This window comes from Pseudomonas sp. AO-1 (assembly GCF_019775695.1).
Lineage (GTDB): Bacteria > Pseudomonadota > Gammaproteobacteria > Pseudomonadales > Pseudomonadaceae > Aquipseudomonas > Aquipseudomonas parakoreensis.
Genome location: NZ_CP079947.1, coordinates 1,138,476 through 1,161,697, shown reverse-complemented (window position 1 = coordinate 1,161,697; position 23,222 = coordinate 1,138,476). Strand labels below are relative to the sequence as shown.

The window sequence follows — 23,222 nt, the reverse complement described above, 5'->3', positions numbered from 1 at the left end:
AAGGGGCGAACAGTGGCAGCCCCTCTCGTTAGCGGGCTATCGGCAAGTTGTACGATGACTTGAAAGGAATTGTCTGACGCGAGGACAAAAAAAATCCCCGTATCTTTCGATACGAGGATTTTTAATATGGTCGGGGTAAGGGGATTCGAACTCCTGACATCCTGCTCCCAAAGCAGGCGCGCTACCGGACTGCGCTATACCCCGGTAAAAAAAAGGCGACCTTTCAAAGATCGCCTTCTTCGATCAGCGCTTTTGGCCTCTGATCTTAAGATTCGATCCCAGTGTTACCTGGTTTCAAAAATGGTGGGTCGTGTGGGATTCGAACCTACGACCAATTGGTTAAAAGCCAACTGCTCTACCAACTGAGCTAACGACCCAAAAATGGTCGGGGTAAGGGGATTCGAACTCCTGACATCCTGCTCCCAAAGCAGGCGCGCTACCGGACTGCGCTATACCCCGGCTTGAAATTGGCTCCGTGACCAGGACTCGAACCTGGGACCCAATGATTAACAGTCATTTGCTCTACCGACTGAGCTATCACGGAACTACATATTTCAATTTACAACGGTGAAACTTACAGCTCTTAGACGTCGTTCGCATCGCTGCGTTCGTGTGTCTGAGGCGCGCTATTCTACAACCTAGAACACCTCTGTCAACCCCCTAAATCGCTTTCAAGTTAATGATTTGCAACTTATTTCAGATTTCAGCTCAGTGAGCTGAGATGCTGCGGGTGACTGACTGCGGGGCGCACTTTACAAGCCTTTTCCTTAGAGTTCAACAGCCTAACGAAAAAAAGGCCTCGCAAAGCGAGGCCTTCCTTATTTCATTGGCTTTACCGCTCAGTCGAAAACGATTTCGTCGTTCACGACCTTGCCGGTTGCCGTGTCGCCCGGCAGGAAATGCCCCGACAGGATCAACTGCGCCAACGGGTTTTCGATCCAGCGCTGGATCGCACGTTTGAGCGGACGTGCGCCATACACCGGGTCGTAACCCACGGCAATCAGCTTGTCCATCGCTTCCGGGCTCAGTTCCAGCTTCAGCTCGCGCTCGGCCAGACGACTGCGCAGACGGCCCAGCTGGATCTCGGTAATGCCCGCGATCTGATCCCGCGCCAATGGCTCGAAGATCACCACTTCGTCGACTCGGTTGATGAACTCGGGACGGAAGTGCGACGTCAGCGCGTCCATCACCGCTGCACGCTGGGCCTCACGATCACCGACCAGTTCCTGGATCTGCGACGAGCCGAGGTTCGAGGTCATGACAATCACGGTATTACGGAAATCCACCGTACGTCCGTGGCTGTCGGTCAGGCGTCCATCCTCCAGCACTTGCAGCAGGATGTTGAACACGTCCGGGTGCGCCTTCTCGACCTCATCCAGCAGGATCACCGAGTAAGGCTTGCGGCGCACCGCTTCGGTCAGGTAACCGCCCTCCTCGTAACCCACGTAGCCTGGTGGTGCCCCGATCAGCCGCGCCACGGAATGTTTCTCCATGAATTCGGACATGTCGATCCGCACCATCGCCTCTTCGGTATCAAAGAGGAATTCGGCCAGCGCCTTGCACAGCTCGGTTTTACCGACACCGGTCGGGCCGAGGAACATGAACGAGCCGCTCGGACGATTCGGATCCGCCAGTCCGGCACGCGAGCGCCGTACGGCGTTGGCCACCGCGACCACTGCTTCGTCCTGACCGATCACGCGCTGGTGCAACAGGCTTTCCATCTTCATCAGCTTGTCGCGCTCGCCTTCGAGCATTTTCGACACCGGAATACCGGTCCACTTCGAAACGACTTCGGCGATTTCCTCTTCGGTCACCTTGCTGCGCAGCAACTGGTTCTCGCTCTTGCCGTGCTGGTCGACCATTTGCAGGCTGCGCTCCAGATCCGGGATCACCCCGTACTGCAATTCGGCCATGCGGTTGAGGTCGCCTTTACGGCGCGCGGCTTCCAGTTCCTGACGCGATTGCTCGATCTTTTGCTGAATCTGTGCCGAACCCTGTACCTCGGCTTTTTCCGAGTTCCAGATTTCTTCCAGATCCGAATACTCACGTTCGAGGCGGACAATTTCTTCCTGGAGTTTTTCCAGGCGCTTCATCGCCGCTTCATCGCTTTCTTTCTTCAGTGCCTGGGATTCAACCTTGAGCTGAATCAAGCGACGCTCCAGACGATCGAGCACTTCCGGCTTGGAATCGATCTCCATGCGGATGCGGCTGGCGGCCTCGTCGATCAGGTCGATGGCCTTGTCCGGCAGCTGCCGATCAGTGATGTAGCGATGGCTGAGCTTGGCGGCCGCAATGATCGCACCGTCAGTGATCGCCACCTTATGGTGAACCTCATAACGCTCCTTGAGGCCACGCAGGATGGCGATGGTGTCTTCTTCGCTCGGCTCGTCCACCAGCACTTTCTGGAAGCGCCGTTCGAGGGCCGCATCCTTCTCTATATATTGGCGGTACTCGTTGAGCGTGGTTGCGCCGACGCAATGCAACTCGCCGCGAGCCAATGCCGGTTTGAGCATGTTGCCGGCATCCATCGAGCCTTCGCCCTTACCGGCGCCGACCATGGTGTGCAGCTCGTCGATGAACAGAATGATCTGCCCTTCCTGCTTCGACAGTTCGTTGAGCAGCGCTTTGAGGCGTTCTTCGAACTCACCGCGATACTTGGCACCGGCAATCAGCGCGCCCATGTCCAGCGACAACAGGCGTTTGCCCTTGAGCCCGTCCGGCACTTCGCCGTTGATGATGCGCTGGGCCAGACCTTCGGCAATCGCGGTCTTACCCACACCAGGCTCACCGATCAGCACCGGGTTGTTCTTGGTGCGACGTTGCAGCACCTGAATGGTGCGGCGGATTTCGTCGTCACGGCCGATCACCGGATCAAGCTTGCCGTCTTCGGCGCGCTTGGTCAGGTCGACGGTGTACTTGTCCAGTGCCTGACGCGACTCTTCGTGGTTGGCGTCATTCACCGCCTCACCACCGCGCAGGTTGTTGATTGCGTTCTCCAGGGCTTTCTTGCTCACGCCCTGGCCGAGCAGCAGTTTGCCGAGCTTGCTGTTCTCGTCCATCGCGGCGAGCAGCACCAGCTCGCTGGAAATGAACTGGTCGCCCTTCTGTTGGGCCAGACGATCAGCCTGATTGAGCAGACGCGCCAGATCCTGCGACATGTTGACGTCGCCGGTCGGGTTCTGGATTTTCGGTAATTGATCGAGCTCTTTGGTCAGCTCTTTGCGCAGGCTGTTGACGTCGAAGCCCACTTGCATGAGCAGGGGTTTGATCGAACCACCCTGCTGTTCAAGCATGGCTTGCATCAAGTGCGCCGGCTCGATGGCCGGATGATCGTGGCCAACGGCCAGGGATTGGGCGTCGGACAACGCCAACTGTAATTTGCTGGTTAAACGGTCTATACGCATGGGGTCACCTTCCTTTTGAGCAGGTCGGACCTAAAAACCATCCTGAATAAAGAAACCTGCCAGATACCACTGTAGATGCGGTCGATTCTGGGAGATTCAAGCGTCGGGAGATTGATGTAGATCAGACAAGCTTAGCGGGTGAGCCAGACAAGGGAGGCAAAGCGCCCCGTGCGCGACGTACGGCGGTAAGAAAAGAAGCGCGGATCGGTCACCGTGCAGAAACCGCCACCATAAACCGCCGTGACACCTTTGGCCGCCAGACGCAGGCGCGCCAGCAGATAGATGTCAGCCATGAACTTGCCAGCATTGTGGCTGGGCACGAAGGCGGCTGCTGCTTCCGGCAGTTGCTTGACGAAGACTTCGCGTACTTCCGGGCCGACTTCAAAGGCTTTCGGGCCGATGGCCGGACCGAGCCAGACCAGCACGTCCGCCGCAGCGGTGTCGAGATGATCGAGGGTGGCTTCCAGTACGCCGGCCGCCAATCCGCGCCAACCGGCATGGGCCGCCGCGACGCGAGTGCCGGCCCGGTTGCAGAACAATGCCGGCAGGCAATCGGCAGTCATCGCCGTGCAGGCAATCCCGGGAGTTGCCGTCCAACTGGCATCGGCGGTGGCCACCACGCCCGGATCAGCATGAGCCACGACAATGCCGTGCACTTGCTGCAACCAGGCAGGCTTTATAGAGAAATGTTCGGTCAGACGCCGACGATTCTCGGCGACTGCGTCCGGGCGATCATCGACATGATCGCCCAGATTGAGGCTGTCGAACGGCGCCTCGCTGACACCTCCCTCGCGGGTGGTGACACAGGCCCTGACGCTGGCCGGCGCAGGCCAGTCCGGCGTCAGCCAGTTCATCCGACGAAGGCCTCGCGATCCTGCTTGAGCAAGGTCAGCAGCCAGACGAAATCTTCCGGCAACGGCGATTCCCAGCTCATGCGTTCACCGGTGGTCGGATGATCCAGCTCAAGGAAGCGCGCGTGCAGTGCCTGACGCGGGAAGTGCTTGAGTGATTCGACCATGGTCGGGTTCGCCGCCGGCGGAATGCGGAAACGCCCGCCGTACGCCGGGTCGCCGACCAACGGGAAGTTGATGTGCGCCATGTGCACACGGATCTGGTGGGTCCGGCCGGTTTCCAGCTTGACCCGCACGTGCGTGTGGGACCGGAAACGCTCCAGCACGCGGTAGTGACTGACGGCCGGCTTGCCGCCCTCCATCACGGCCATGCGCTGGCGCTGCTGACCATGGCGACCGATCGGGGCGTTGATCTTGCCCCCGGCGGTCACCACACCGATCACGATGCACTCGTAGATCCGGCTGACGCTACGGCTCTGCAGCTGGGCAACGAGCTTGGTCTGCGCCTGAATGGTCTTGGCCACCACCATCAGACCGGTGGTGTCCTTGTCCAGCCGATGCACGATACCGGCACGCGGGACATTGATGATGTCCGGCACGTGGTGCAGCAAGGCATTGAGCAAGGTGCCATCGGCGTGGCCGGCAGCCGGGTGCACCACCAGGCCCGCAGGCTTGTTGATCACCAGGATGTCGTCGTCTTCATAGACGATGTCGAGCTCGATGTCCTGGGCGATCCACTCGCCCTGGGCTTCCTGCTCGGCAGTCAGCTCAAGGACGGCACCGCCATGCACGATGTCGCGCGGGCGGATGACCGCCCCGTCCACAGTCAGGCGACCTTCTTTGATCCAGGCGGAAAGGCGCGAGCGTGAGTGCTCAGCGAAGAGTTGGGCGGCGACTTGATCGAGGCGTTGGCCGCCCAAATCGGACGGCACCTCTGCGCGAAGTTCAATTTTATCGGACATGCTCTGACTGGGCGTCGGCACAGCCTTTGGTTTCGGCTGCGCGCTTGTGGTTAAATACGGCGTCTTTTGCCCCGAGGCTTTTCAACGGGGCGCTCATCATAACAGGACGGCCCCGCCCAAGACAGCGGCCGTCATAGGGACGCAAGCCGCCATGCAAGTGAAACACCTGCTGCTGATCGCCATCCTCGCATTGACCGCTGCTTGCTCATCGAAGGAAGTCGTCGACGAAAACCTGAGCGAAGCCGAGCTGTACCAGCAGGCTCAGACCGACCTGGACAACAACAGCTACACCAGCGCCACGGCCAAGCTGAAGGCTCTGGAGTCGCGTTATCCGTTCGGTCGCTACGCGGATCAGGCACAGCTTGAACTGATTTATGCCAACTATAAAAACGCCGAGCCGGAAGCTGCCAAGTCCGCCGCCGAACGTTTTATCCGTTTGCACCCACAGCACCCGAACGTGGACTATGCCTATTACCTCAAGGGCCTGACCTCGTTCGACCAAGACGTCGGCCTGCTGGCGCGCTTCCTGCCGCTGGACATGACCAAGCGTGACCCTGGCGCTGCCCGCGACTCGTACAACGAGTTCGCCCAACTGACCAGCCGCTACCCGAACAGCCGCTACGCGCCGGACGCCAAGCAGCGCATGATCTACCTGCGCAACCTGCTGGCCGCCTACGAAATCCACGTAGCCGACTACTACCTGACCCGTCAGGCCTACGTCGCTGCCGCCAACCGTGGCCGTTATGTAGTGGAAAACTTCCAGGAAACTCCATCGGTCGGCGACGGCCTGGCGGTGATGACCGAGGCTTACCAGCGTCTGCACCTGGACGAACTGGCCGCTACCAGTCTGGAAACCCTGAAACTCAACTACCCGAATCACCCGAGCCTGCAGGACGGTCAGTTCGTGCCATCGGTTGCCGAAGCCGACAACCGCTCGTTCCTGAGCAAGGCGACTTTGGGCCTGATCGAGTCGCGTCCACCGCTGCCGCCGGGAGAAACCCGCGCCAACCAGGACGTGCAGAAGCAGTTCCAGGACGCGAAAGACGCGATCCCGAACGAGCTCAAGCCTAAAGACGAAAACGGCGACGTGATCGAGGAAGAGCGTCATGAAGCCGAAGGCAACAACGAAGATCGTTCGTGGTTCAGCTACATGACCTTCGGCGTGTTCGACTGATCACATCGGTTACATGAAAAGGGAGATCTGCGGATCTCCCTTTTTTGTGGCGGCGCGTTAATAGTCTGTGCGCCTGCCGGCTCCTTGGCTAAACTGCCGGATCATTAGCCGAAAAGCCGCCCATCATGCTTCGTTTACTGTTCTGGATTGTCCTGATTTTCGCCGCGGTATGGCTGTGGCGCAAATTCAAGGCGCCCGCCTCGTCTGCTCAATCGCCCCGCGAGCAAGACGCCGCACCGATGGTGCGCTGCGCCCACTGCGGCGTGCATCTGCCCCGCGACCGCGCGCTGAACCTTCAGCAACAATGGTATTGCAGCCAGGCTCATCTTGAGCAAGGCCCGGGTGCCAGTGATCGCTGAGGCCGCCAACGCCGACCGTAAACAGGCACAGCGCCTGCTGCGCCTTTATCATCTTTACCGTTTGAGTGTCGGCATCACACTGGTGCTGCTGATCTCCAGCAATATGGACAATCGCCTGCTGACGTCGGCCGACGACGATCTGCTGCGCAGTGGCAGCTGGTTGTATCTGGTGCTGAACATCCTGCTCGTGGTGTTTCTGGAAAATACCCGGCGGCCCTCGCAGCTGTTCAGTCTGGCGCTGGTGGATGTGCTGCTGTTGTGCGGTTTGTTCTACGCGGCGGGCGGGGTGGCCAGCGCGATCGGCAACCTGCTGATTGTCTCGGTGGCGATCAGCAACACCTTGTTGCGCCGGCGCATTGGCCTGCTGATCGCCGCCATCGGCGCACTTGGCATTGTCGGCTCAAGCTTCCTGCTGAGCTTGAGCCATCCCCTGAGCGCCAATGACTATCTGCAAGCCGGAACCTTGGGCGCCTTGTGTTTTGCCGCATCGCTGCTGGTCCAGGGCCTGATCCGGCGCCTGGAAGTCAGCGAAAATCTCGCCGAACAGCGCGCCAGCGAAGTCACCAGCCTTGAAGCCCTCAACGCTCTGATTCTGCAACGCATGCGTACCGGCATTCTGGTGCTCGACGAGCAGCGCCGGGTCCAGCTGGCCAACCACAGTGCGAAGACGCTGTTGGCCCAGTCGCATCTTGAAGGCCATTTGATCAGCGACTATTCGCCGGCATTGGTCGAGCGCCTGCAACTGTGGCTGAGCAACCCGACCCTGCGCCCGCAGAGTCTGAAGATTCCCGGCAATGGCCTGGAACTGCAACCGAACTTCATCGCCCTCGATCAGAGCCCCAACCAGCAAACCCTGGTGTTCCTCGAAGATCTGGCGCAAGTCGCGCAGCAGGCCCAGCAACTCAAGCTCGCCGCGCTCGGGCGCCTGACCGCCGGCATCTCCCATGAAATCCGCAATCCACTGGGCGCCATCAGTCACGCCGCGCAGCTGCTGGGCGAGTCCGAGGAACTCGATGGTGCGGATCGGCGTCTGACGCAGATCATTCAAGACCACTCCCAGCGCATGAACCGAGTCATCGAAAACGTCCTGCAACTGTCGCGCCGCCAGCAGAGCGCCCCTCAGCGCCTGGATCTCAAGCCATGGCTGGAGCACTTCGTTGCCGAGAGCCGCGAACAGGCGAGCGAGCGGCAGTCGATTCATTTGCGGATCAATTCCGGGGACTTCATCACGTTGATGGATCCGGATCAGCTCACGCAGATTCTCGACAATCTGTTACGTAACGGCTGGCGCCACAGCGCCTTGCTGCACGAGCAGGCCGAGGTCTGGCTGGCGCTGTTCATCGACCCCGAGAGCCAGCTGGCGGTGCTTGAAGTCCAGGACAATGGCCCCGGGGTACCACTGGATCAACAACCGCATCTGTTCGAACCCTTCTTCACCACCAGCAGCCAGGGCACCGGCCTTGGGCTTTATCTGTCCCGTGAGCTGTGCGAAAGCAACCAGGCGCGCCTAGACTTCAAACCACGCCAAGGCGGCGGCTGCTTTCGCATCACCTTTGCTCACGGACGGAAACAAAGTTGAACACGAGCCCACGGCAAAAAATCCTCATCGTCGACGACGAGCCGGATATCCGCGAACTCCTGGAAATCACCCTGGGACGGATGAAACTCGACACCTTCAGTGCTCGCAACCTCGGCGAAGCCCAGGCGCTGTTGCAACGCAATGCGTTCGACCTGTGCCTGACCGACATGCGCCTGCCCGACGGCAGTGGGCTGGACCTGGTGCAGCACATCCAGCAACGTCATCCACAACTGCCAGTGGCGATGATCACCGCGTATGGCAGTCTGGAAACCGCGATCAACGCGTTGAAGGCTGGCGCCTTCGACTTCCTCACCAAGCCGGTTGATCTGACGCGCTTGCGCGAACTGGTCAGCACCGCGTTGCGCATACCGGCGGTGGGCGGCGCCGGCACGTCGATAGATCGGCGCCTGCTCGGCGACTCGCTGCCCATGCGCGATCTGCGCAAACAGATCGACAAGCTGGCGCGCAGTCAGGCGCCGGTCTACATCAGCGGAGAGTCGGGCAGCGGCAAAGAACTGGTCGCACGGCTGATCCACGAACAGGGACCGCGCGCCAGCAAGCCATTTGTGCCGGTCAATTGCGGGGCGATTCCGTCCGAGCTGATGGAAAGCGAGTTTTTCGGCCATCGCAAGGGCAGCTTCACCGGCGCGGTCGAGGACAAACCCGGGCTGTTCCAGGCCGCGCATGGCGGCACCCTGTTTCTCGACGAGGTGGCGGACCTGCCGCTGGCGATGCAGGTCAAACTGCTGCGGGCGATTCAAGAGAAAGCCGTGCGCAGTGTCGGCGGCCAGCAGGAAGCGGTGGTCGATGTGCGCATTCTCTGTGCGACCCATAAGGATCTCGAGGCCGAGGTCGCCGCCGGGCGCTTTCGCCAGGACCTGTATTACCGCTTGAACGTGATCGAACTGCGCGTGCCGTCCCTGCGCGAACGGCGCGATGACATTCAGGTATTGGCTGCGCACATGCTCCAGCGTCTGGCGGCAGGCAGCGGTCGAGCGGCGGCCCGCCTGCACCCACAGGCGCTTGAGGCGCTGAAAAGCTACCGCTTCCCGGGGAATGTGCGAGAGCTGGAAAACGTCCTCGAGCGGGCGCACACGCTGTGTGAAAACCAGTTGATCGAGGCGGCGGACTTACGCCTCAGCGAAGGTAATTGCGCGGTCGAGGGTGGCATCGCCGATCTTACCCGGATCGACAACCTTGAGGATTATCTGGAGAACGTCGAGCGCAAGCTGATCCTGCAGGCGCTGGAGGAAACCCGCTGGAATCGCACGGCAGCGGCGCAGCGCTTGAGTCTGTCATTTCGCTCGATGCGCTATCGGCTGAAGAAACTCGGTCTGGATTGATTCGTTAAAAGATCGCAGCCTGCGGCAGCTCCTACAGGAAATGCATTCCAATGCAGGAGCTGCCGCAGGCTGCGATCTTTTGCTTTTGCCTTAAATGCGACCTTCAGGCGCATACGGCGCCGGATCGATAATCGGCGTACGCCCGAGCATCACATCGGCAAACAACTGACACGACGCCGGCGCCAGCACCAGGCCGTTGCGGTAATGCCCGCAGTTCAGCCACAAACCGTCAAACCCCGGCACCCGGCCGATATACGGAATACCCTCCGGCGAACCCGGGCGCAAACCGGCCCAATGCCCCACCACTTCGGCCTCCGCCAGCGCCGGCAGCAACTCGACTGCCGAAGCCTTGAGGCTCTCCAGCGCGACCTCGGTCGGGGTCTTGTCGAAGCCTTCGTGCTCCAGCGTGCTGCCGATCAGAATGTGCCCGTCGCGACGCGGAATCGCATAACGTCCCTTGGCCAGCACCATGCTCGGCAGGAAATCCGCTGCACACTTGTAGAGAATCATCTGGCCCTTGACCGGCTCGACCGGGAGCGTCAGATCCAATGTCTTGAGCAGATCACCGCTCCATGCCCCGGCCGTCAGCACGATCTGCTCGCCGCGGATCAGGCCCTTGGACGTCTCGACGCCACTCACTCGCTCGCCTTCGCGAACAAACCCGCTGACTTCGCATTGCTCGTGAATCGTCACGTTCGGCAGCGCCAGCAACGCCGCTTTCAGCGATTTGACCAGACGCGGGTTACGCACATTGGCCACATCGGCCATGTAGATCGCCCGGGAGAACCCGCCACCCAGCACCGGCACCGCGTCGTGCGCCGCCGAGATATCCACAGCCCGCAGCGGACGGTTTTCCCGTTCGGCCCAGGCCAGTGCTTCGGTTTCATCTTCAAGATCCAGCCAGTACAGGCCGGTGGTGTGCACTTCGGGATCAACTCCGGTATCGGCAAACAGCCGCTCGCCCAGCTGTGGATAAAAATCCTGCGACCAATGCGCCAGCGCAGTGACGGCCGGGCTGTAGCGCCACGGGTACAGCGGGGAAACGATGCCGCCACCGGCCCAGGACGATTCCTGGCCGACGTTCGAGCGATCCAGCAGCACCACGCTGCGCACTTCGGAGGCGATGTTGTAGGCGGTCAGCAGGCCAATCACCCCGCCACCGACAATCACCACTTGCTGTTGCCTGGTCATGTTTGATCCAACCGTAATAAAGACAGCGGGCGCAAAGAGGCGCCCGTAAGAAGTTACCTCAGCGGCCCCAGCAATCCTTGGTGGTCAGCCCGGTGGTAGCGTTGTTCATGCTTCTGACGCCGGTGTTGGTCAGGGTGAAATCCCCGCACTTGTCGGTCGCCATGGTCGTACCGGCCTTGCGGGTGGCGGTCAGCAGAAAGGTCTGGTCAGCGATCGTCGGGGTGATGGTGTAGAAATCATTGCCCGTGCTCAGACCGGTGATGCCGGTGTAGACGTTGTTTTTGGTGTAAAAGCGCTCGAGGATTTGCGCCTGTTCCGAAAGCAGCGACACCACTTCGGCGCGCCGGCCCTTTTTCAGGTACTCGGTGTAGCTCGGTGCGGCGATGGTGATGATGATCCCGATGATCGCAATCACGATCATGATTTCGATCAGGGTGAAGCCCCGGTTGAATCTGCGCATGCCTCAAACTCTCACTTACTGTATTTGTCGCCACATGATACGACGGCTGCCGCCACCGGGTTTTTCCACCAGCGTGGTCACGGTGCCACTGGAATCGTTGACAAACTTGCGAGCCCCGCCGTTGACGATGGCGTTCAGGGTCGGAATCCCGCCGGTGAACACCACGCCACTGGAGATCGTGTCGTTGCTGTCGACCACGCCATCGGAACTGGTGTCGAGCACCGCGTAGTTGAGCATCTTACCGCTGAACGCATCGAGTTCGACCAGTTTGCCGGTACCGAAACTGGCACAAGGGTCCGTGGTGTCGACACTGGCGGTGGTAAACACGATGCGTCCGAGCACCAGACTGGCCTGATTGATCACCCGCTCGCCAGTCAGCACATTGTTGTACACCAAAGGCAGATACCAGCCCTTCTCCCCCGGATAGGTCGTGTCGTTCTGGCTGGTAGTGATGAACTGCCCGGTGCTGCCGGAGAACACTCCGGTCACCGCCTGCGCCTGCAGACTGCTGACCGTCAACTGTCCGGAACCGCCGTCGGCATCCCACACCGAGTAGAACGCCTGCAAATCCTTGTTGGTCTTGTCGGCGGTCTCGTTGAATTTGCCGGTGCCGACGAAGATCTGTTTGCCCCCCAGCGAATTGTCCGCCAGCAGCGGCTGCGCGGTGATCGGCTGAGTCGCACCGCCCGCCGTGGTGAACAGTGGTTTGCCGGAAAACGCCACGCCCCAGCTGTCGGTCGACGTCGCGCTCAGATCGAATTTCCACAGGCGCCCTTTCAAATCACCGCCATAGGCGGCCTGCACCACGTTCGAAGAATTGACCTTGAGCTTGACCGACGACAGACCATTGGTGGTCTCGGTGCTGTCGATGACGATCTTCTTGATCAACGAACCGTCACGCACATCCAGCACATACAAAGCCGCCACTCCGGAGTTGCTGCCATAACCATTGGCAATGAACGCCGCCCAGCGACCGTCGGCCAAGCGTGCCACTTCCGGCCGCGCGTAGGCATAACCCAGATCATTAAATGCGTTGGCTGTGTTCGCTGTGGCGGGTGCGCTGACTTCCCACAAGGCATTGAGCACATTGCCCGCAGACGCGTCGAACAGTTGCAGCGCGTAGAAAGTCTTGCCGCCAGCACCGGTGCCGCCGATGGCCAGGGTTTTCCAGGCGCTGTTGATTTGCGCGTCATACACACCGACCTGACCGTCCACCAGAAACTTGTGGCTGACACCATTGATGTACGCCGGATCGGCAATCAGCCGTAGCGACGGCAACACGCTGGACGGCATGTAGGCATAACGTCGAGTGCCGTTGGCCGAGTTGATCACGTTGACGAACCCGTCGTTGGCATTCACCACCAGACTCGAATTCATGTTCGCTGCTTTGGTGGTCAGGTACGTGGTGTAAGTGGTGTCGCCCGATAGGTCGGAGGCGGTTTTATCACTGGGCGAAGCCAGCACCAGTGGCGAGTTGATGATGTCGCCGAGCAATACGCTGCGCACCTTGAGCCCGGTCTTGTTGGTGCCCTTGCTCCACTCCACCAGATCGCTGCCGCTGATGCCGGTGGGCAGGCTCTGGCTGAGCGCCGTCTGTTGGGCCGCGGAAAAGTTGCCGTAGGCCAGCGTCACGGCGGCGTTGCTGCTGGTGTTCCACGATTGATAGGTCGGTGCGGTCGCGCCCGGGACGATAGTGGTATCGGTGGTCCACAGGGCCGCCGAGGTGTTCACCGCGCCCGCCGAAGTGAAGCCGAATGACTTGATCGTGCCACGCCAGTCCTTGGGGTCGTAGCTGGTCTGGAAATAACTGGTGCCACTGGCCAGCGTGGTGCCGCTGGTGACTCCCGCGCCGCCGGAACCGGCCTTGGAGGTGATATCGCTCAACGCCGAAGACAAAGCGGTGTTGAGACCGGTGCTGTCGGTCGCCTGGTAATAGCGGCCCTGCCCGTAGCTGGCAGCGTCCGAGAGCATGTCGTTGTCGGCGGTAAAACCGACGGTGTAGGTATTCATGTTCTGCTTGGGAAAATCCACCGCGTTCCAGCTTTTGCCGGCAGCGTCGGTCCCCGTCGAACGCATGTCGATGTCGAAGGCGAATTTGGCAATGTCATCCAGATACAGCGTGTCACCCTCGTTATCGCCATTGAGGTTGTTGCCGTCATTGTTGATGCCGTCCCAGTTCGGCAGACGACTGCCACCCAAAGGATCATTGCTCGGGAAGGTGCGGTCGTAAGTCGGCAAACCGTCGGTGATGACCACGCCGTAGTTTTTCTGGCAGCGGTACTGGATCGGACTGGTGTAAGTCGTCGGCGTGCTGTTGTAGTACGGCGCCATGCCGCGCATGTAGCGGGTGATTTCGTAGTAGGTTTCCGCCAGCGGCGTGTTGGCCACGGCACCTAAAGCGTTAATCGAGGAAATCAGCGCGTTGTAGTTGGTGTCGGCCTGCGCCTGGGTCACGCTGCCGGACACCGGAGACAGGTCGCTGATGGCGCGGGCGATGTAGCCACCATTCCCCGGATTGTTGTTGGTGACCGGGTTGAAGGTCGACAGGCCCATGCGCAAGTTACGGTTGCTGGTGACCAGGGCGGTGGACACGTTGCGCGCGACGTTGATCCGGTAGTCGTTGGGAATCGCCCCGGTGGTGAAGTCGCGGGTGCCACTGTTGATCGCCAGACTGACCACATAAGAAATGTAATCCCCCGTGTAGCGCGTATTGCCGCCGCCCACCGGATCAGGCAGTTTCAGGCACAGCGGTGCAATGCTGTTGTTGTAAAAGGCGAAGGCACCGCCGGAACAACCGGATGTCGGCAGGTTCGATAAAAACACCGGATCGCCGGTAATCGCGGGCGCATTCAATGCCGAACACAGGCCAAGGAACGCATTGCACTGCCGGGCCGGGGTGCGCGTGACGTTCGGGTCGAATCCTGCCGCGTAAATGATGCTGTTCATACTGCCGGAATCGTCGATCAGCAACATCACGTTGGGCGGCACCGCCGCTGCGCTCAAGAGTGGCGAATCGGACGGCGTGAACGCATACGCCGGCGCCGCCAGATACAAGCCCAGCAGCATGCCCGTCAACAGTGTCCAGCAGCGCTCAATACTTCGCATAGACACTCTCCACCACACTGCGCGACGTACCGGCAATGCCGACTGCCGTAACCCGATACAGGGTCGCCGACGTGTTGCTCGGCACGTTGACCGCCGTCAGAGTGGTACCGATATTCTGTACACCATAAAAGCCGTTACCGGCTGCAATCCACGTTACGCCGGAAGTCGAATTGAGCCCCGCCGCACTGACCACCGAGGACTCTGCTGGCGGCGCACACTGCGTGGTATTGGCACACACCGCCAGCGAATAACTGTCGAGTTGCACCGCACTCTCGCCGATACGCAGCGCAGCCTCGGCGGTCTGGAACGACTGATTGCGCAGGCTGACGCTGCCGGCCATTTTCTCCTGCAGGTTGGCGCTCTGCATCGAGGACAGCCCGATCAAGGTCAACAGCAACAGGAACACCAGACTGACCAGCAGCGCCATTCCGCGCTGGTTTTGCCGCTGGTTGAATGCAACGTTCATCAGCCCGGCCCTCACTGCAAGCGGTTGCGCAACGCGGCAACCACGTTGAAGGTTTGATTGGCCACCCGATTGTTCGGGTCGGTGAGGGTCAGGCTCAGGCGCACACTGCGAATACGCGCCGGATCGCTGGGGTTGGCGCTGTAGGAGGAAGCCGCGACGTCGGTGGCGGACGCGGCCAGGCCGAAGGTCACATTAAAGGCACTGACGTTATTCACCAGGACCTGTTGGGTCGGGGTGCCGCTGCCGGCGCCCATGAGAATCTGGTTGTTGCTGAAGCTGTAGATCAAGCGGCGGATCGGAAAAGCGATCTGCCCGCTCGCCGCCGCCCGCAACCCGGTATAGGCCGTGGCGCTGTTGCGGCAATCGGAGAGCACCGTCCAGGTCGGTGTGCCGCCACTGCCGCCAACATCGGCGGTGACCAGGGTCAGCTTGAGGTTGCTGTTGTCCCAGTTGATCGGCGTAACCTGCGCCGCGTAGAAATCCCCTGCCGAACTCGCGTCAGTAATTGTGCCCAGGCAGCCAAACATGCCGACCATGCGCAGTTCCTGGATCATCTTGCTCAGGACAAAACGCGCGTCTTCCTGCATCGCAGCGGCGGTGTTCTGGCTGACGTAAGTGTTTTTGGCCGCAAGGAACGTCTGCACCACCCCCAGTACGATGATCAGCCCAAGCGCCAGCGCGATGAGCATTTCGATCAGGCCGAACCCCCGCTGATCATGCTTCATGGCGTGGCCACCGGGTCGACCGTGGCGCGACTGGTCAGAACAAAGCTGCGTGTGGTGCCGGTGGCATTCGCGGCCCGCGAGTCATTCCAGTTGATGGTGATGGTGTACACCCGCTGATTGAGGGTGATCGTGCCCGTGGCGGTGGGCCCGCCGAAATTGACGATGTTGGTGGTGAAGTCGTAAAGATCCTGATCGCGGGCCACACCGAGATTGCCCGAGGTCGGCGGCGTCACCGTGTAGTCGGCGGCAGCGTTGGCGCGGATGCGGTCCATCATGTCGTAGGCGATAAAACTGGCCTGACTGGTCATTCGTGAACTGTCAGTGTATTTCAGCGCATTGAGTTGCACGGCGGCTGCGCCCAATATCCCGACCGTCAGAATCAGCAACGCGACCAGCACTTCGATCAGCGACATGCCTTCCTGTGCCTGTGTGCTCCCTGCCCTCATCCGCAACTTCCACCCGATTGAATTCGTCCGTTCAGACACACGTTCAGCGTCCTGCTTTGCGTTCCCAGCACGTAACTGATGACCACCGCTGTCGACGGCGCCGCCAGGCCACCCAGATTATTGAAATCCAGTGCGGACACTCCTGAGGGTAGCGTCAGAGTCGCGCCGCTGCTCATCGCTGGAACAACCCGCAATACATTGGCCGCAGTGCCAGTACCATCGTAGACCGACAATTCGCCGGTCCACACGCTGCCGCCGGCGCTCGGTCGCAAGCGTGTGGTCACGCCGCGATCAATCGCCTCCAGCCGCGCAAAGTTGATGGCACGCTGCAGGTCGCCCATTTCCGTATCGGCCTTGCTGCTCTGGATCGAGCGGGTGAAACCCGGCACCGCCAGGGTGATGAGGATCACCAATACGGCGACCGCAGCCAACAACTCGGGCAGCGTGAAACCTTTTGTACGATGATCCATCGATGCCCTCCGTTGCCGTCGGCTATACCTGCTTCTACAAACTAGAACATTCGACCGGCCTGCGTCGGTTGATTTGCCCTGCCCGGTAAAAAGGATCGTGCCGGGCTTCATGCTCCACGGAGGGAGTCGTCATGCCGCAACAGGGTTTCAGCCTGATCGAATTGCTTATGGGACTGGCGATTGGCGCAATTGTTCTGTCACTGATCAGTCCGGCGTGCGCCGCCTTCACCGAATCAACCCATCGCGAGCAAGCAGCGCGGTCACTGCTCGAGGGCATTCGCAACGCCCGCACCCTGGCCATCACCCGCAATCAGAGTGTGGTAATCCATGGCATCGGTGGCGACTGGAGTCAGGGCTGGCGGATCATTCTGGATCTCAACGGCAAGGGGCCGCAGGACAGCAGCAATCCGCTGCTGGTGGAAAAGGCGAGTGACGGACGAATACCGATCGTCGGCAATTGGGCGGTGAGTCGTTATGTGCGTTTCAGCAGTCTGGGACAACCGCTGATGCCCGGGCGGGCGTTTCAGGCGGGGACGCTACATATCTGCTCGGCACGCGAGCCGGTCAGCCAACTCCAGGTGGTGCTGGCGGCAACCGGTCGGGTGCGCCTGACCAGCGCAAAGGCTGAGCAGGCGCTGTGCCTGAAGACGAAGAACGTCAGATCGAGCGGACGCGCAGCTCTTTCGGCATCGAGAAGGTGATGTTCTCTTCGCGGCCGGCCAGCTCATCGGCACCCGTCGCGCCCCAGGCCTGCAACTGCTGGATCACGCCGCGAACCAACACTTCCGGCGCGGAGGCTCCGGCGGTGATGCCGATGCGCTCAACGCCATCGAACCAGCTTTTCTGCAGGTCTTCGGCGCCGTCGATCAGGTAGGCCGGCGTGGCCATGCGTTCGGCCAGTTCACGCAGGCGATTGGAGTTGGAGCTGTTCGGGCTGCCCACCACCAATACCACGTCGCACTCGTCGGCCAGTTGCTTGACCGCGTCCTGACGGTTTTGCGTGGCGTAGCAGATGTCGTCCTTGCGCGGACCACCGATGGCCGGGAAACGTGTGCGCAGGGCATCGATCACGCGACTGGTGTCGTCCATCGACAGGGTGGTCTGGGTCACGAACGCCAGTTTTTCCGGGTTACGCACCTGCAGTTCGGCCACGTCTTTTTCGTCTTCGACGAGGTAGATCGCGCCGCCATTGCTGGCGTCGTATTGGCCCATTGTGCCTTCGACTTCCGGGTGGCCGGCGTGGCCGATCAGGATGCATTCACGACCGTCGCGGCTGTATTTGGCGACTTCGATGTGCACCTTGGTCACCAGCGGGCATGTGGCGTCGAATACCTTCAAGCCACGGCCGGCCGCTACATTGCGCACGGCCTGGGAAACACCGTGGGCACTGAAGATCACGATGACGTCGTCCGGCACTTGATCCAGTTCCTCGACGAAGATCGCGCCACGGTTGCGCAGGTCTTCGACGACGAATTTGTTGTGCACCACTTCATGACGCACATAGATCGGCGGCCCGAAGACTTCCAGGGCGCGGTTGACGATTTCGATCGCCCGGTCCACGCCGGCGCAGAAGCCACGGGGGTTGGCGAGTTTGATTTGCATGCTGTGCCTCGTGTCTTGCGCGCAAGAAATAGCGAAAACGGTTGAAAACATTGTGGGAGCGAGCCTGTTGTGGCGAGGGGATTTATCCCCGATCGATTGCGAAGCAATCGTCAAAACAGTCAACGCTTTCCGGCTCTGGATCGCGGTGATCGGATTCGGGGGCGCTTCGCACCCCATCGGGGATAAATCCCCTCACCACAAAAGCCCACTCCCACAGTGGTTCTGCTGTGTACTCAGATCGCTTTGACGTTGATGATCTCGACGTCAAAGGTCAGCGTCTTGCCGGCCAGCGGATGGTTGAAGTCGATGGTCACTTGCGCGTCATCGAACGCTTTCACCACACCCGGCAGCTCAGTATTGGCCGCATCATTGAAGATCACCAGCAGACCCGGCGACAGTTCCATGTCGGCAAACTGCGAGCGCGGGATGATCTGTACGTTTTGCGGGTTCGGCTGGCCGAAGGCGTTTTCCGGCTCGACGGTCAGCGTACGCTTGTCGCCGGCCTTGAAGCCGAACAATGCCGCTTCGAAACCCGGCAGCAGGTTGCCGTCGCCGACCTTGAAAGTCGCCGGGGTTTTGTCGAATGTGCTGTCGACCGTGTCGCCGTTCTCCAGGCGCAATGCAAAGTGCAAAGTGACTTCCGTGTTCTGGCCGATGCGTTGCTCAGCCAATACCTGTTCAGTCATGAACGGCTTCTCCGGTTTTCTTACTTTTGAACATGTCCAGTGCCAGCATCACCGCACCGACGGTGATGGCGCTGTCGGCGAAGTTGAACGCCGGGAAGTACCAGCGGTTCTGCCAGTGCACCAGAATGAAGTCGATCACATGGCCCAGGGCAATGCGGTCATACAGATTGCCCAGCGCGCCACCCAGCACCAGCGCCAAGGCGACGGCCAGCCAGGTATCGTTGCGGCCCAGACGCTTGAGCCAGACTACCAGCACCGCACTGACCACGATCGCGATCAAGGCGAACAGCCAGCGCTGCCAGCCGGAGCTGTCAGCCAGGAAGCTGAACGCCGCGCCGGTGTTGTAGGCCAGGGTCCAGCTGAAGTAATCGGGAATGATCACGATCTGCTGGAACATTTCGAGCTTGCCTTCGAAGTAGAACTTGCTGGCCTGGTCGATGACCAGAACCAGCAAGCTCAACCAGAGCCAGCCCAACCGTCCGAAACGGCCAACGGCGTTAGGCATAGTGACGAACCTCGCCGGCGCCATCGATGTTGTCCACGCAACGGCCGCAGATTTCCGGATGCTCCGGGTTCACGCCGACGTCTTCACGGCAGTGCCAGCAACGGGCGCACTTCGGGAAGGCCGATTTGACGATCTTCAGTTTCAGGCCGCTGACTTCGGTGGCTACCGCGTCCGCAGGAGCCTGAACGAAAGGTGCCACGCTGGCAGTCGAGGTGATCAGCACAAAGCGCAGCTCGTTGCTCAGCTTGGCCAGGTCGGCACTCAGCGCGTCTTCGGCGAACAGCGTCACTTCGGCTTGCAGGTTGCCACCGACGGCTTTGGCCGCACGCTGGATTTCCATCTCTTTGTTGACCGCCACCTTCACTTCCATGATGCGATCCCAGTAGGCGCGACCCAGCTCGAAGCCTTCCGGCAGCTCGGTCAGACCTTCGTACCAGGTGTTGAGCATCACCGATTCATTGCGCTCGCCCGGCAGGTACTGCCACAGCTCGTCGGCGGTGAACGCGAGGATCGGCGCGATCCAGCGCACCAGCGCTTCGGAGATGTGGAACAGCGCGGTCTGGCACGAGCGGCGTGCCTTGCTGTCGGCACCGGTGGTGTACTGGCGGTCCTTGATGATGTCGAGGTAGAAACCACCCAGCTCCTGCACGCAGAAGTTGTGGATCTTCGAGTAAACGTTCCAGAAACGGTATTCGCCGTAGTGCTCTTGCAATTCGCGTTGCAGCAGCAGCGTGCGATCCACCGCCCAGCGATCCAGTGCGAGCATGTCTTCAGCCGGCAGCAGGTCGGTGGCCGGGTTGAAACCGGTCAGGTTGGAAAGCAGGAAGCGCGCGGTGTTACGGATGCGACGATAGGCGTCCGCGCTGCGCTGCAGGATCTGCTCGGACACGGCCATTTCGCCGGAGTAGTCGGTCGACGCGACCCACAGACGCATGATGTCGGCGCCCAGGGTGTCGTTGACTTTCTGCGGCGCGATCACGTTACCCAGCGATTTGGACATCTTGCGCCCGGACTCATCGACGGTGAAGCCGTGGGTCAGCAGTTCGCGGTACGGCGCGTGGTTGTCGATGGCGCAACCGGTCAACAGCGACGAGTGGAACCAGCCGCGGTGCTGGTCGGAACCTTCCAGGTACAGGTCGGCACGCGGGCCGGTCTCGTGGCCCATCGGGTGCGAACCGCGCAGAACGTGCCAATGCGTGGTGCCCGAGTCGAACCAGACGTCGAGGGTGTCGCTGATCTTGTCGTATTGCGGGGCTTCATCGCCCAGCAGTTCGGCAGCGTCGAGTTTGAACCAGGCTTCGATGCCTTCGACTTCGACGCGCTTGGCGACTTCTTCCATCAGTTCGACGGTGCGTGGGTGCAGCTCGCCGCTTTCCTTGTTGAGGAAGAACGGGATCGGCACGCCCCAGTTGCGCTGACGGGAGATGCACCAGTCCGGACGGTTGGCGATCATCGAGTGCAGGCGCGCCTGGCCCCAGGCCGGCACGAACTTGGTGTCTTCGATGGCCTTGAGCGAGCGTGCGCGCAAGGTGTCGCCGCTGACTGGTTCTTTGTCCATGCCGATGAACCACTGCGCGGTGGCGCGGTAGATCAGCGGGGTCTTGTGGCGCCAGCAGTGCATGTAGCTGTGTTCGATGACGGTGGTGTGCAGCAGCGCACCGACTTCGGTCAGTTTTTCGACGATGGCCGGGTTGGCCTTCCAGATGAACTGGCCGCCGAAGAATTCCAGCGACGGCACGTACACGCCGTTGCTTTGCACCGGGTTGAGGATGTCATCGTTGACCATGCCGTATTTCTTGCAGGTCACGAAGTCGTCCACACCGTAGGCCGGAGCGGAGTGAACCACACCGGTGCCGGCGCCCAGTTCGACGTAGTCGGCCAGGTACACCGGCGACAGGCGGTCGTAGAACGGGTGGCGGAAGTTGATCAGTTCCAGCTCTTTACCGGTGGTGGTCGCGATGACCGAGCCTTCAACGCCGTAACGCGACAAGCAGGACTCAACCAGCTCTTCAGCCAGGACCAGCAGCTTGTCGCCGATATCAACCAGCGCGTAGTTGAATTCCGGGTGAACGTTCAGTGCCTGGTTGGCCGGGATGGTCCACGGGGTGGTGGTCCAGATCACGATCGAAGCGGGTTTGCTCAGCGATGGAAGACCGAACGCGGCGGCCAGTTTGGCTTCGTCGGCGATCGGGAAGGCCACGTCGATGGTCGAGGACTTCTTGTTCTCGTACTCGACTTCGGCTTCGGCCAGGGCCGAACCGCAATCGAAGCACCAGTTCACCGGCTTGAGGCCCTTGAACACGAAACCGCCCTTGACGATTTCGGCGAGGGCGCGGATTTCACCGGCCTCGTTCTTGAAGTCCATGGTTTTGTACGGGTTGGCGAAGTCGCCGAGCACGCCGAGGCGGATGAACTCGGTCTTCTGCCCTTCGATCTGCTCGGTGGCGTAGGCACGGCACAGCTCGCGGGTCTTGTCCGCGCCCAGGTTCTTGCCGTGGGTCACTTCAACCTTGTGCTCGATCGGCAGGCCATGGCAGTCCCAACCCGGAACATACGGCGCGTCGAAACCCGACAGGGTTTTCGAGCGGATGATCATGTCCTTGAGAATCTTGTTCAGTGCGTGACCGATGTGGATCGTGCCGTTGGCGTACGGAGGGCCGTCGTGCAGGACGAACTTCGGACGATCCTTGCCAATCTCGCGCAACTTTCCGTACAGGCCAATACTGTCCCAGCGCTGCAGGATCTGCGGTTCGCGCTGTGGCAGGCCGGCCTTCATTGGGAAGGCGGTGTCCGGAAGGTTTAGCGTGGCTTTATAGTCGGTCATTTAAGGCTCTTCATTAGCGATGGGCGCTAGGTGCGGCTAGTGCACGGGCGGCGGCGACATCCGCGTTGATCGCCGTTTTCAGTGCCTCCAGGGAGGCGAAACGCTGCTCTTCACGCAGCTTTTGGTGGAAAACCACCGTCAGACGCCGGTCATACAGATCGCCGGCAAAATCCAGTAGATGAACTTCAAGGTGGGCTTTGCCATCACCTTGGACCGTGGGCCGCACGCCGATATTGGCGACGCCAGGCCAGGTCTTGCCGTCGATGTCCACATCCACCAAGTAAACCCCGGTGAACGGCACACGACGACGCTTGAGTTGAATGTTGGCAGTGGGCGTACCCAGTTGCCGGGCCAGTTTCTGGCCGTGCAGCACGCGACCGGCGATCCGGTACGGGCGGCCGAGCAAGCGTTCGGCCAAGGCAAAATCGGCGGCGGCCAACGCGTTGCGCACCTGGGTACTGCTGACGCGAATGCCGTCCAGCTCAACGGTTTGCGCGGCTTCCACGGTAAAACCGTGGACCTGGCCGGCCTGCAGCAGAAAATCGAAATCGCCAAGGCGATCGCAGCCAAAGCGGAAATCGTCGCCGACTTCCAGATGCTGCACGCCGAGGCCGTCCACCAGGATGGTATCGACGAACTCACTGGCGCTGAGCTTGCTCAGGCGCTGATTGAAAGCCAGGCACAACACCCGGTCGACGCCTTCGGCGGCCAGCAGCTGCAATTTGTCGCGCAAGCGGGCCAGACGTGCCGGCGCGGTCTCCGGGGCAAAGAACTCCCGGGGCTGCGGCTCGAAAATCACCACGCAGCTGGGTACGCCCAACTCAAGCGCACGCTCACGCAGGCGGGCCAGGATAGCCTGGTGACCACGGTGAACACCGTCAAAGTTGCCAATAGTGGCGACGCAGCCCCGATGCTGGGGGCGCAAGTTGTGGAGGCCTCGAACCAGCTGCATAACGCGCTTCTTGCTCATAAAGTGGTCGATTATAACCACACCCGACGGTCGACGACAGGCAACACCGTAACGCAAAGTGATCGAGCCGACAAAACTGCCGGCCCGTGCCCGGTTATAA

The 23,222-nt window shown here is 60.7% G+C and carries 20 protein-coding genes and 4 tRNA genes; 5 read left to right on the top strand and 19 right to left on the bottom strand.

Annotation, left to right across the window (positions count from 1 at the left end; translation table 11 throughout):
- Window positions 1-127: 127 nt before the first annotated feature.
- The 7 genes from KVQ82_RS05415 to rluD all read right to left on the bottom strand — a co-directional run bounded on the left by KVQ82_RS05415 (window position 128) and on the right by rluD (window position 5,217).
- Window positions 128-204 (bottom strand) — tRNA-Pro (locus tag KVQ82_RS05415).
- A gap of 97 nt (window positions 205-301) precedes the next feature.
- Window positions 302-377: transfer RNA gene (locus tag KVQ82_RS05410), tRNA-Lys, on the bottom strand.
- Between the two features lie 5 nt (window positions 378-382).
- Window positions 383-459 (bottom strand) — tRNA-Pro (locus tag KVQ82_RS05405).
- Window positions 460-468: 9 nt separating this feature from the next.
- Window positions 469-544 (bottom strand) — tRNA-Asn (locus KVQ82_RS05400).
- A gap of 295 nt (window positions 545-839) precedes the next feature.
- Window positions 840-3,404, bottom strand: a complete 2,565-nt coding sequence (clpB, locus tag KVQ82_RS05395) for an ATP-dependent chaperone ClpB (RefSeq protein WP_007963856.1) — start codon at window positions 3,402-3,404, stop codon at window positions 840-842.
- A 131-nt stretch (window positions 3,405-3,535) separates the two neighbouring features.
- Window positions 3,536-4,258: a peptidoglycan editing factor PgeF gene (gene pgeF, locus KVQ82_RS05390; protein ID WP_222018308.1), complete on the bottom strand. Its 723-nt coding sequence runs from the start codon at window positions 4,256-4,258 to the stop codon at window positions 3,536-3,538.
- Window positions 4,255-5,217 (bottom strand): 23S rRNA pseudouridine(1911/1915/1917) synthase RluD, encoded by a 963-nt coding sequence (gene rluD, locus KVQ82_RS05385; protein ID WP_047296633.1) that lies wholly within the window; start codon window positions 5,215-5,217, stop codon window positions 4,255-4,257. The genes pgeF and rluD overlap by 4 nt, the downstream gene beginning before the upstream one ends.
- Before the next feature lie 151 nt (window positions 5,218-5,368).
- Between rluD and KVQ82_RS05380 the strand changes: the two genes are divergently transcribed.
- The 4 genes from KVQ82_RS05380 (at window position 5,369) to KVQ82_RS05365 (ending at window position 9,672) form a co-directional block, all read left to right on the top strand.
- A complete protein-coding gene (locus KVQ82_RS05380; protein ID WP_041065336.1) occupies window positions 5,369-6,391 on the top strand; it encodes an outer membrane protein assembly factor BamD in 1,023 nt (340 codons plus the stop codon).
- Between the two features lie 125 nt (window positions 6,392-6,516).
- Window positions 6,517-6,750, top strand: coding sequence for a PP0621 family protein (locus tag KVQ82_RS05375; RefSeq protein ID WP_027612810.1), 234 nt, complete (start codon window positions 6,517-6,519; stop codon window positions 6,748-6,750).
- Window positions 6,740-8,329, top strand: coding sequence for a PAS domain-containing sensor histidine kinase (locus tag KVQ82_RS05370; RefSeq protein ID WP_047296636.1), 1,590 nt, complete (start codon window positions 6,740-6,742; stop codon window positions 8,327-8,329). The genes KVQ82_RS05375 and KVQ82_RS05370 overlap by 11 nt, the downstream gene beginning before the upstream one ends.
- A complete protein-coding gene (locus KVQ82_RS05365; RefSeq protein ID WP_222018306.1) occupies window positions 8,326-9,672 on the top strand; it encodes a sigma-54 dependent transcriptional regulator in 1,347 nt (448 codons plus the stop codon). Before KVQ82_RS05370 ends, KVQ82_RS05365 begins: the two co-directional genes overlap by 4 nt.
- 90 nt (window positions 9,673-9,762) lie before the next feature.
- Here KVQ82_RS05365 and thiO read toward each other — a convergent pair whose 3' ends face one another.
- Genes thiO through KVQ82_RS05330 form a run of 7 tightly spaced genes read right to left on the bottom strand, consistent with a single transcriptional unit; the run spans window position 9,763 to window position 16,535 of the window.
- Complete coding sequence (gene thiO, locus KVQ82_RS05360) at window positions 9,763-10,863, bottom strand: glycine oxidase ThiO (RefSeq protein ID WP_222018303.1); 1,101 nt, start codon at window positions 10,861-10,863, stop codon at window positions 9,763-9,765.
- A gap of 58 nt (window positions 10,864-10,921) precedes the next feature.
- Window positions 10,922-11,323, bottom strand: coding sequence for a type IV pilin protein (locus tag KVQ82_RS05355; RefSeq protein WP_041065326.1), 402 nt, complete (start codon window positions 11,321-11,323; stop codon window positions 10,922-10,924).
- 15 nt (window positions 11,324-11,338) lie between these two features.
- Complete coding sequence (locus tag KVQ82_RS05350) at window positions 11,339-14,428, bottom strand: pilus assembly protein (protein WP_222018301.1); 3,090 nt, start codon at window positions 14,426-14,428, stop codon at window positions 11,339-11,341.
- The gene (locus tag KVQ82_RS05345; RefSeq protein WP_174377363.1) at window positions 14,415-14,894 is read right to left on the bottom strand and encodes a PilX N-terminal domain-containing pilus assembly protein; all 480 of its coding nucleotides are present in this window, start codon (window positions 14,892-14,894) and stop codon (window positions 14,415-14,417) included. Before KVQ82_RS05345 ends, KVQ82_RS05350 begins: the two co-directional genes overlap by 14 nt.
- 11 nt (window positions 14,895-14,905) lie before the next feature.
- The gene (locus KVQ82_RS05340; protein WP_222018298.1) at window positions 14,906-15,619 is read right to left on the bottom strand and encodes a PilW family protein; all 714 of its coding nucleotides are present in this window, start codon (window positions 15,617-15,619) and stop codon (window positions 14,906-14,908) included.
- A complete protein-coding gene (gene pilV, locus KVQ82_RS05335; protein WP_041065314.1) occupies window positions 15,616-16,065 on the bottom strand; it encodes a type IV pilus modification protein PilV in 450 nt (149 codons plus the stop codon). Before pilV ends, KVQ82_RS05340 begins: the two co-directional genes overlap by 4 nt.
- Window positions 16,062-16,535: a GspH/FimT family pseudopilin gene (locus tag KVQ82_RS05330; RefSeq protein ID WP_041065311.1), complete on the bottom strand. Its 474-nt coding sequence runs from the start codon at window positions 16,533-16,535 to the stop codon at window positions 16,062-16,064. The genes pilV and KVQ82_RS05330 overlap by 4 nt, the downstream gene beginning before the upstream one ends.
- 131 nt (window positions 16,536-16,666) lie before the next feature.
- Here KVQ82_RS05330 and KVQ82_RS05325 point away from each other — a divergent pair, with 131 nt between their 5' ends.
- Entirely contained in the window at window positions 16,667-17,236 is a 570-nt protein-coding gene (locus KVQ82_RS05325; RefSeq protein ID WP_222018296.1) for a GspH/FimT family pseudopilin, read from the top strand.
- Here the strand turns inward: KVQ82_RS05325 and ispH are convergent.
- The 5 genes from ispH to ribF all read right to left on the bottom strand — a co-directional run bounded on the left by ispH (window position 17,193) and on the right by ribF (window position 23,104).
- Entirely contained in the window at window positions 17,193-18,137 is a 945-nt protein-coding gene (ispH, locus tag KVQ82_RS05320; protein ID WP_222018294.1) for a 4-hydroxy-3-methylbut-2-enyl diphosphate reductase, read from the bottom strand. The two genes, KVQ82_RS05325 and ispH, sit on opposite strands and share 44 nt — an antisense overlap.
- 233 nt (window positions 18,138-18,370) lie before the next feature.
- Entirely contained in the window at window positions 18,371-18,808 is a 438-nt protein-coding gene (gene fkpB / locus KVQ82_RS05315; protein ID WP_222019361.1) for an FKBP-type peptidyl-prolyl cis-trans isomerase, read from the bottom strand.
- A 7-nt stretch (window positions 18,809-18,815) separates the two neighbouring features.
- Complete coding sequence (gene lspA / locus KVQ82_RS05310) at window positions 18,816-19,328, bottom strand: signal peptidase II (protein ID WP_041065299.1); 513 nt, start codon at window positions 19,326-19,328, stop codon at window positions 18,816-18,818.
- Complete coding sequence (gene ileS, locus KVQ82_RS05305; protein WP_108183847.1) at window positions 19,321-22,152, bottom strand: isoleucine--tRNA ligase; 2,832 nt, start codon at window positions 22,150-22,152, stop codon at window positions 19,321-19,323. The genes lspA and ileS overlap by 8 nt, the downstream gene beginning before the upstream one ends.
- A 13-nt stretch (window positions 22,153-22,165) precedes the next feature.
- Window positions 22,166-23,104, bottom strand: coding sequence for a bifunctional riboflavin kinase/FAD synthetase (gene ribF / locus KVQ82_RS05300; RefSeq protein ID WP_003228347.1), 939 nt, complete (start codon window positions 23,102-23,104; stop codon window positions 22,166-22,168).
- Window positions 23,105-23,222: the final 118 nt, after the last annotated feature.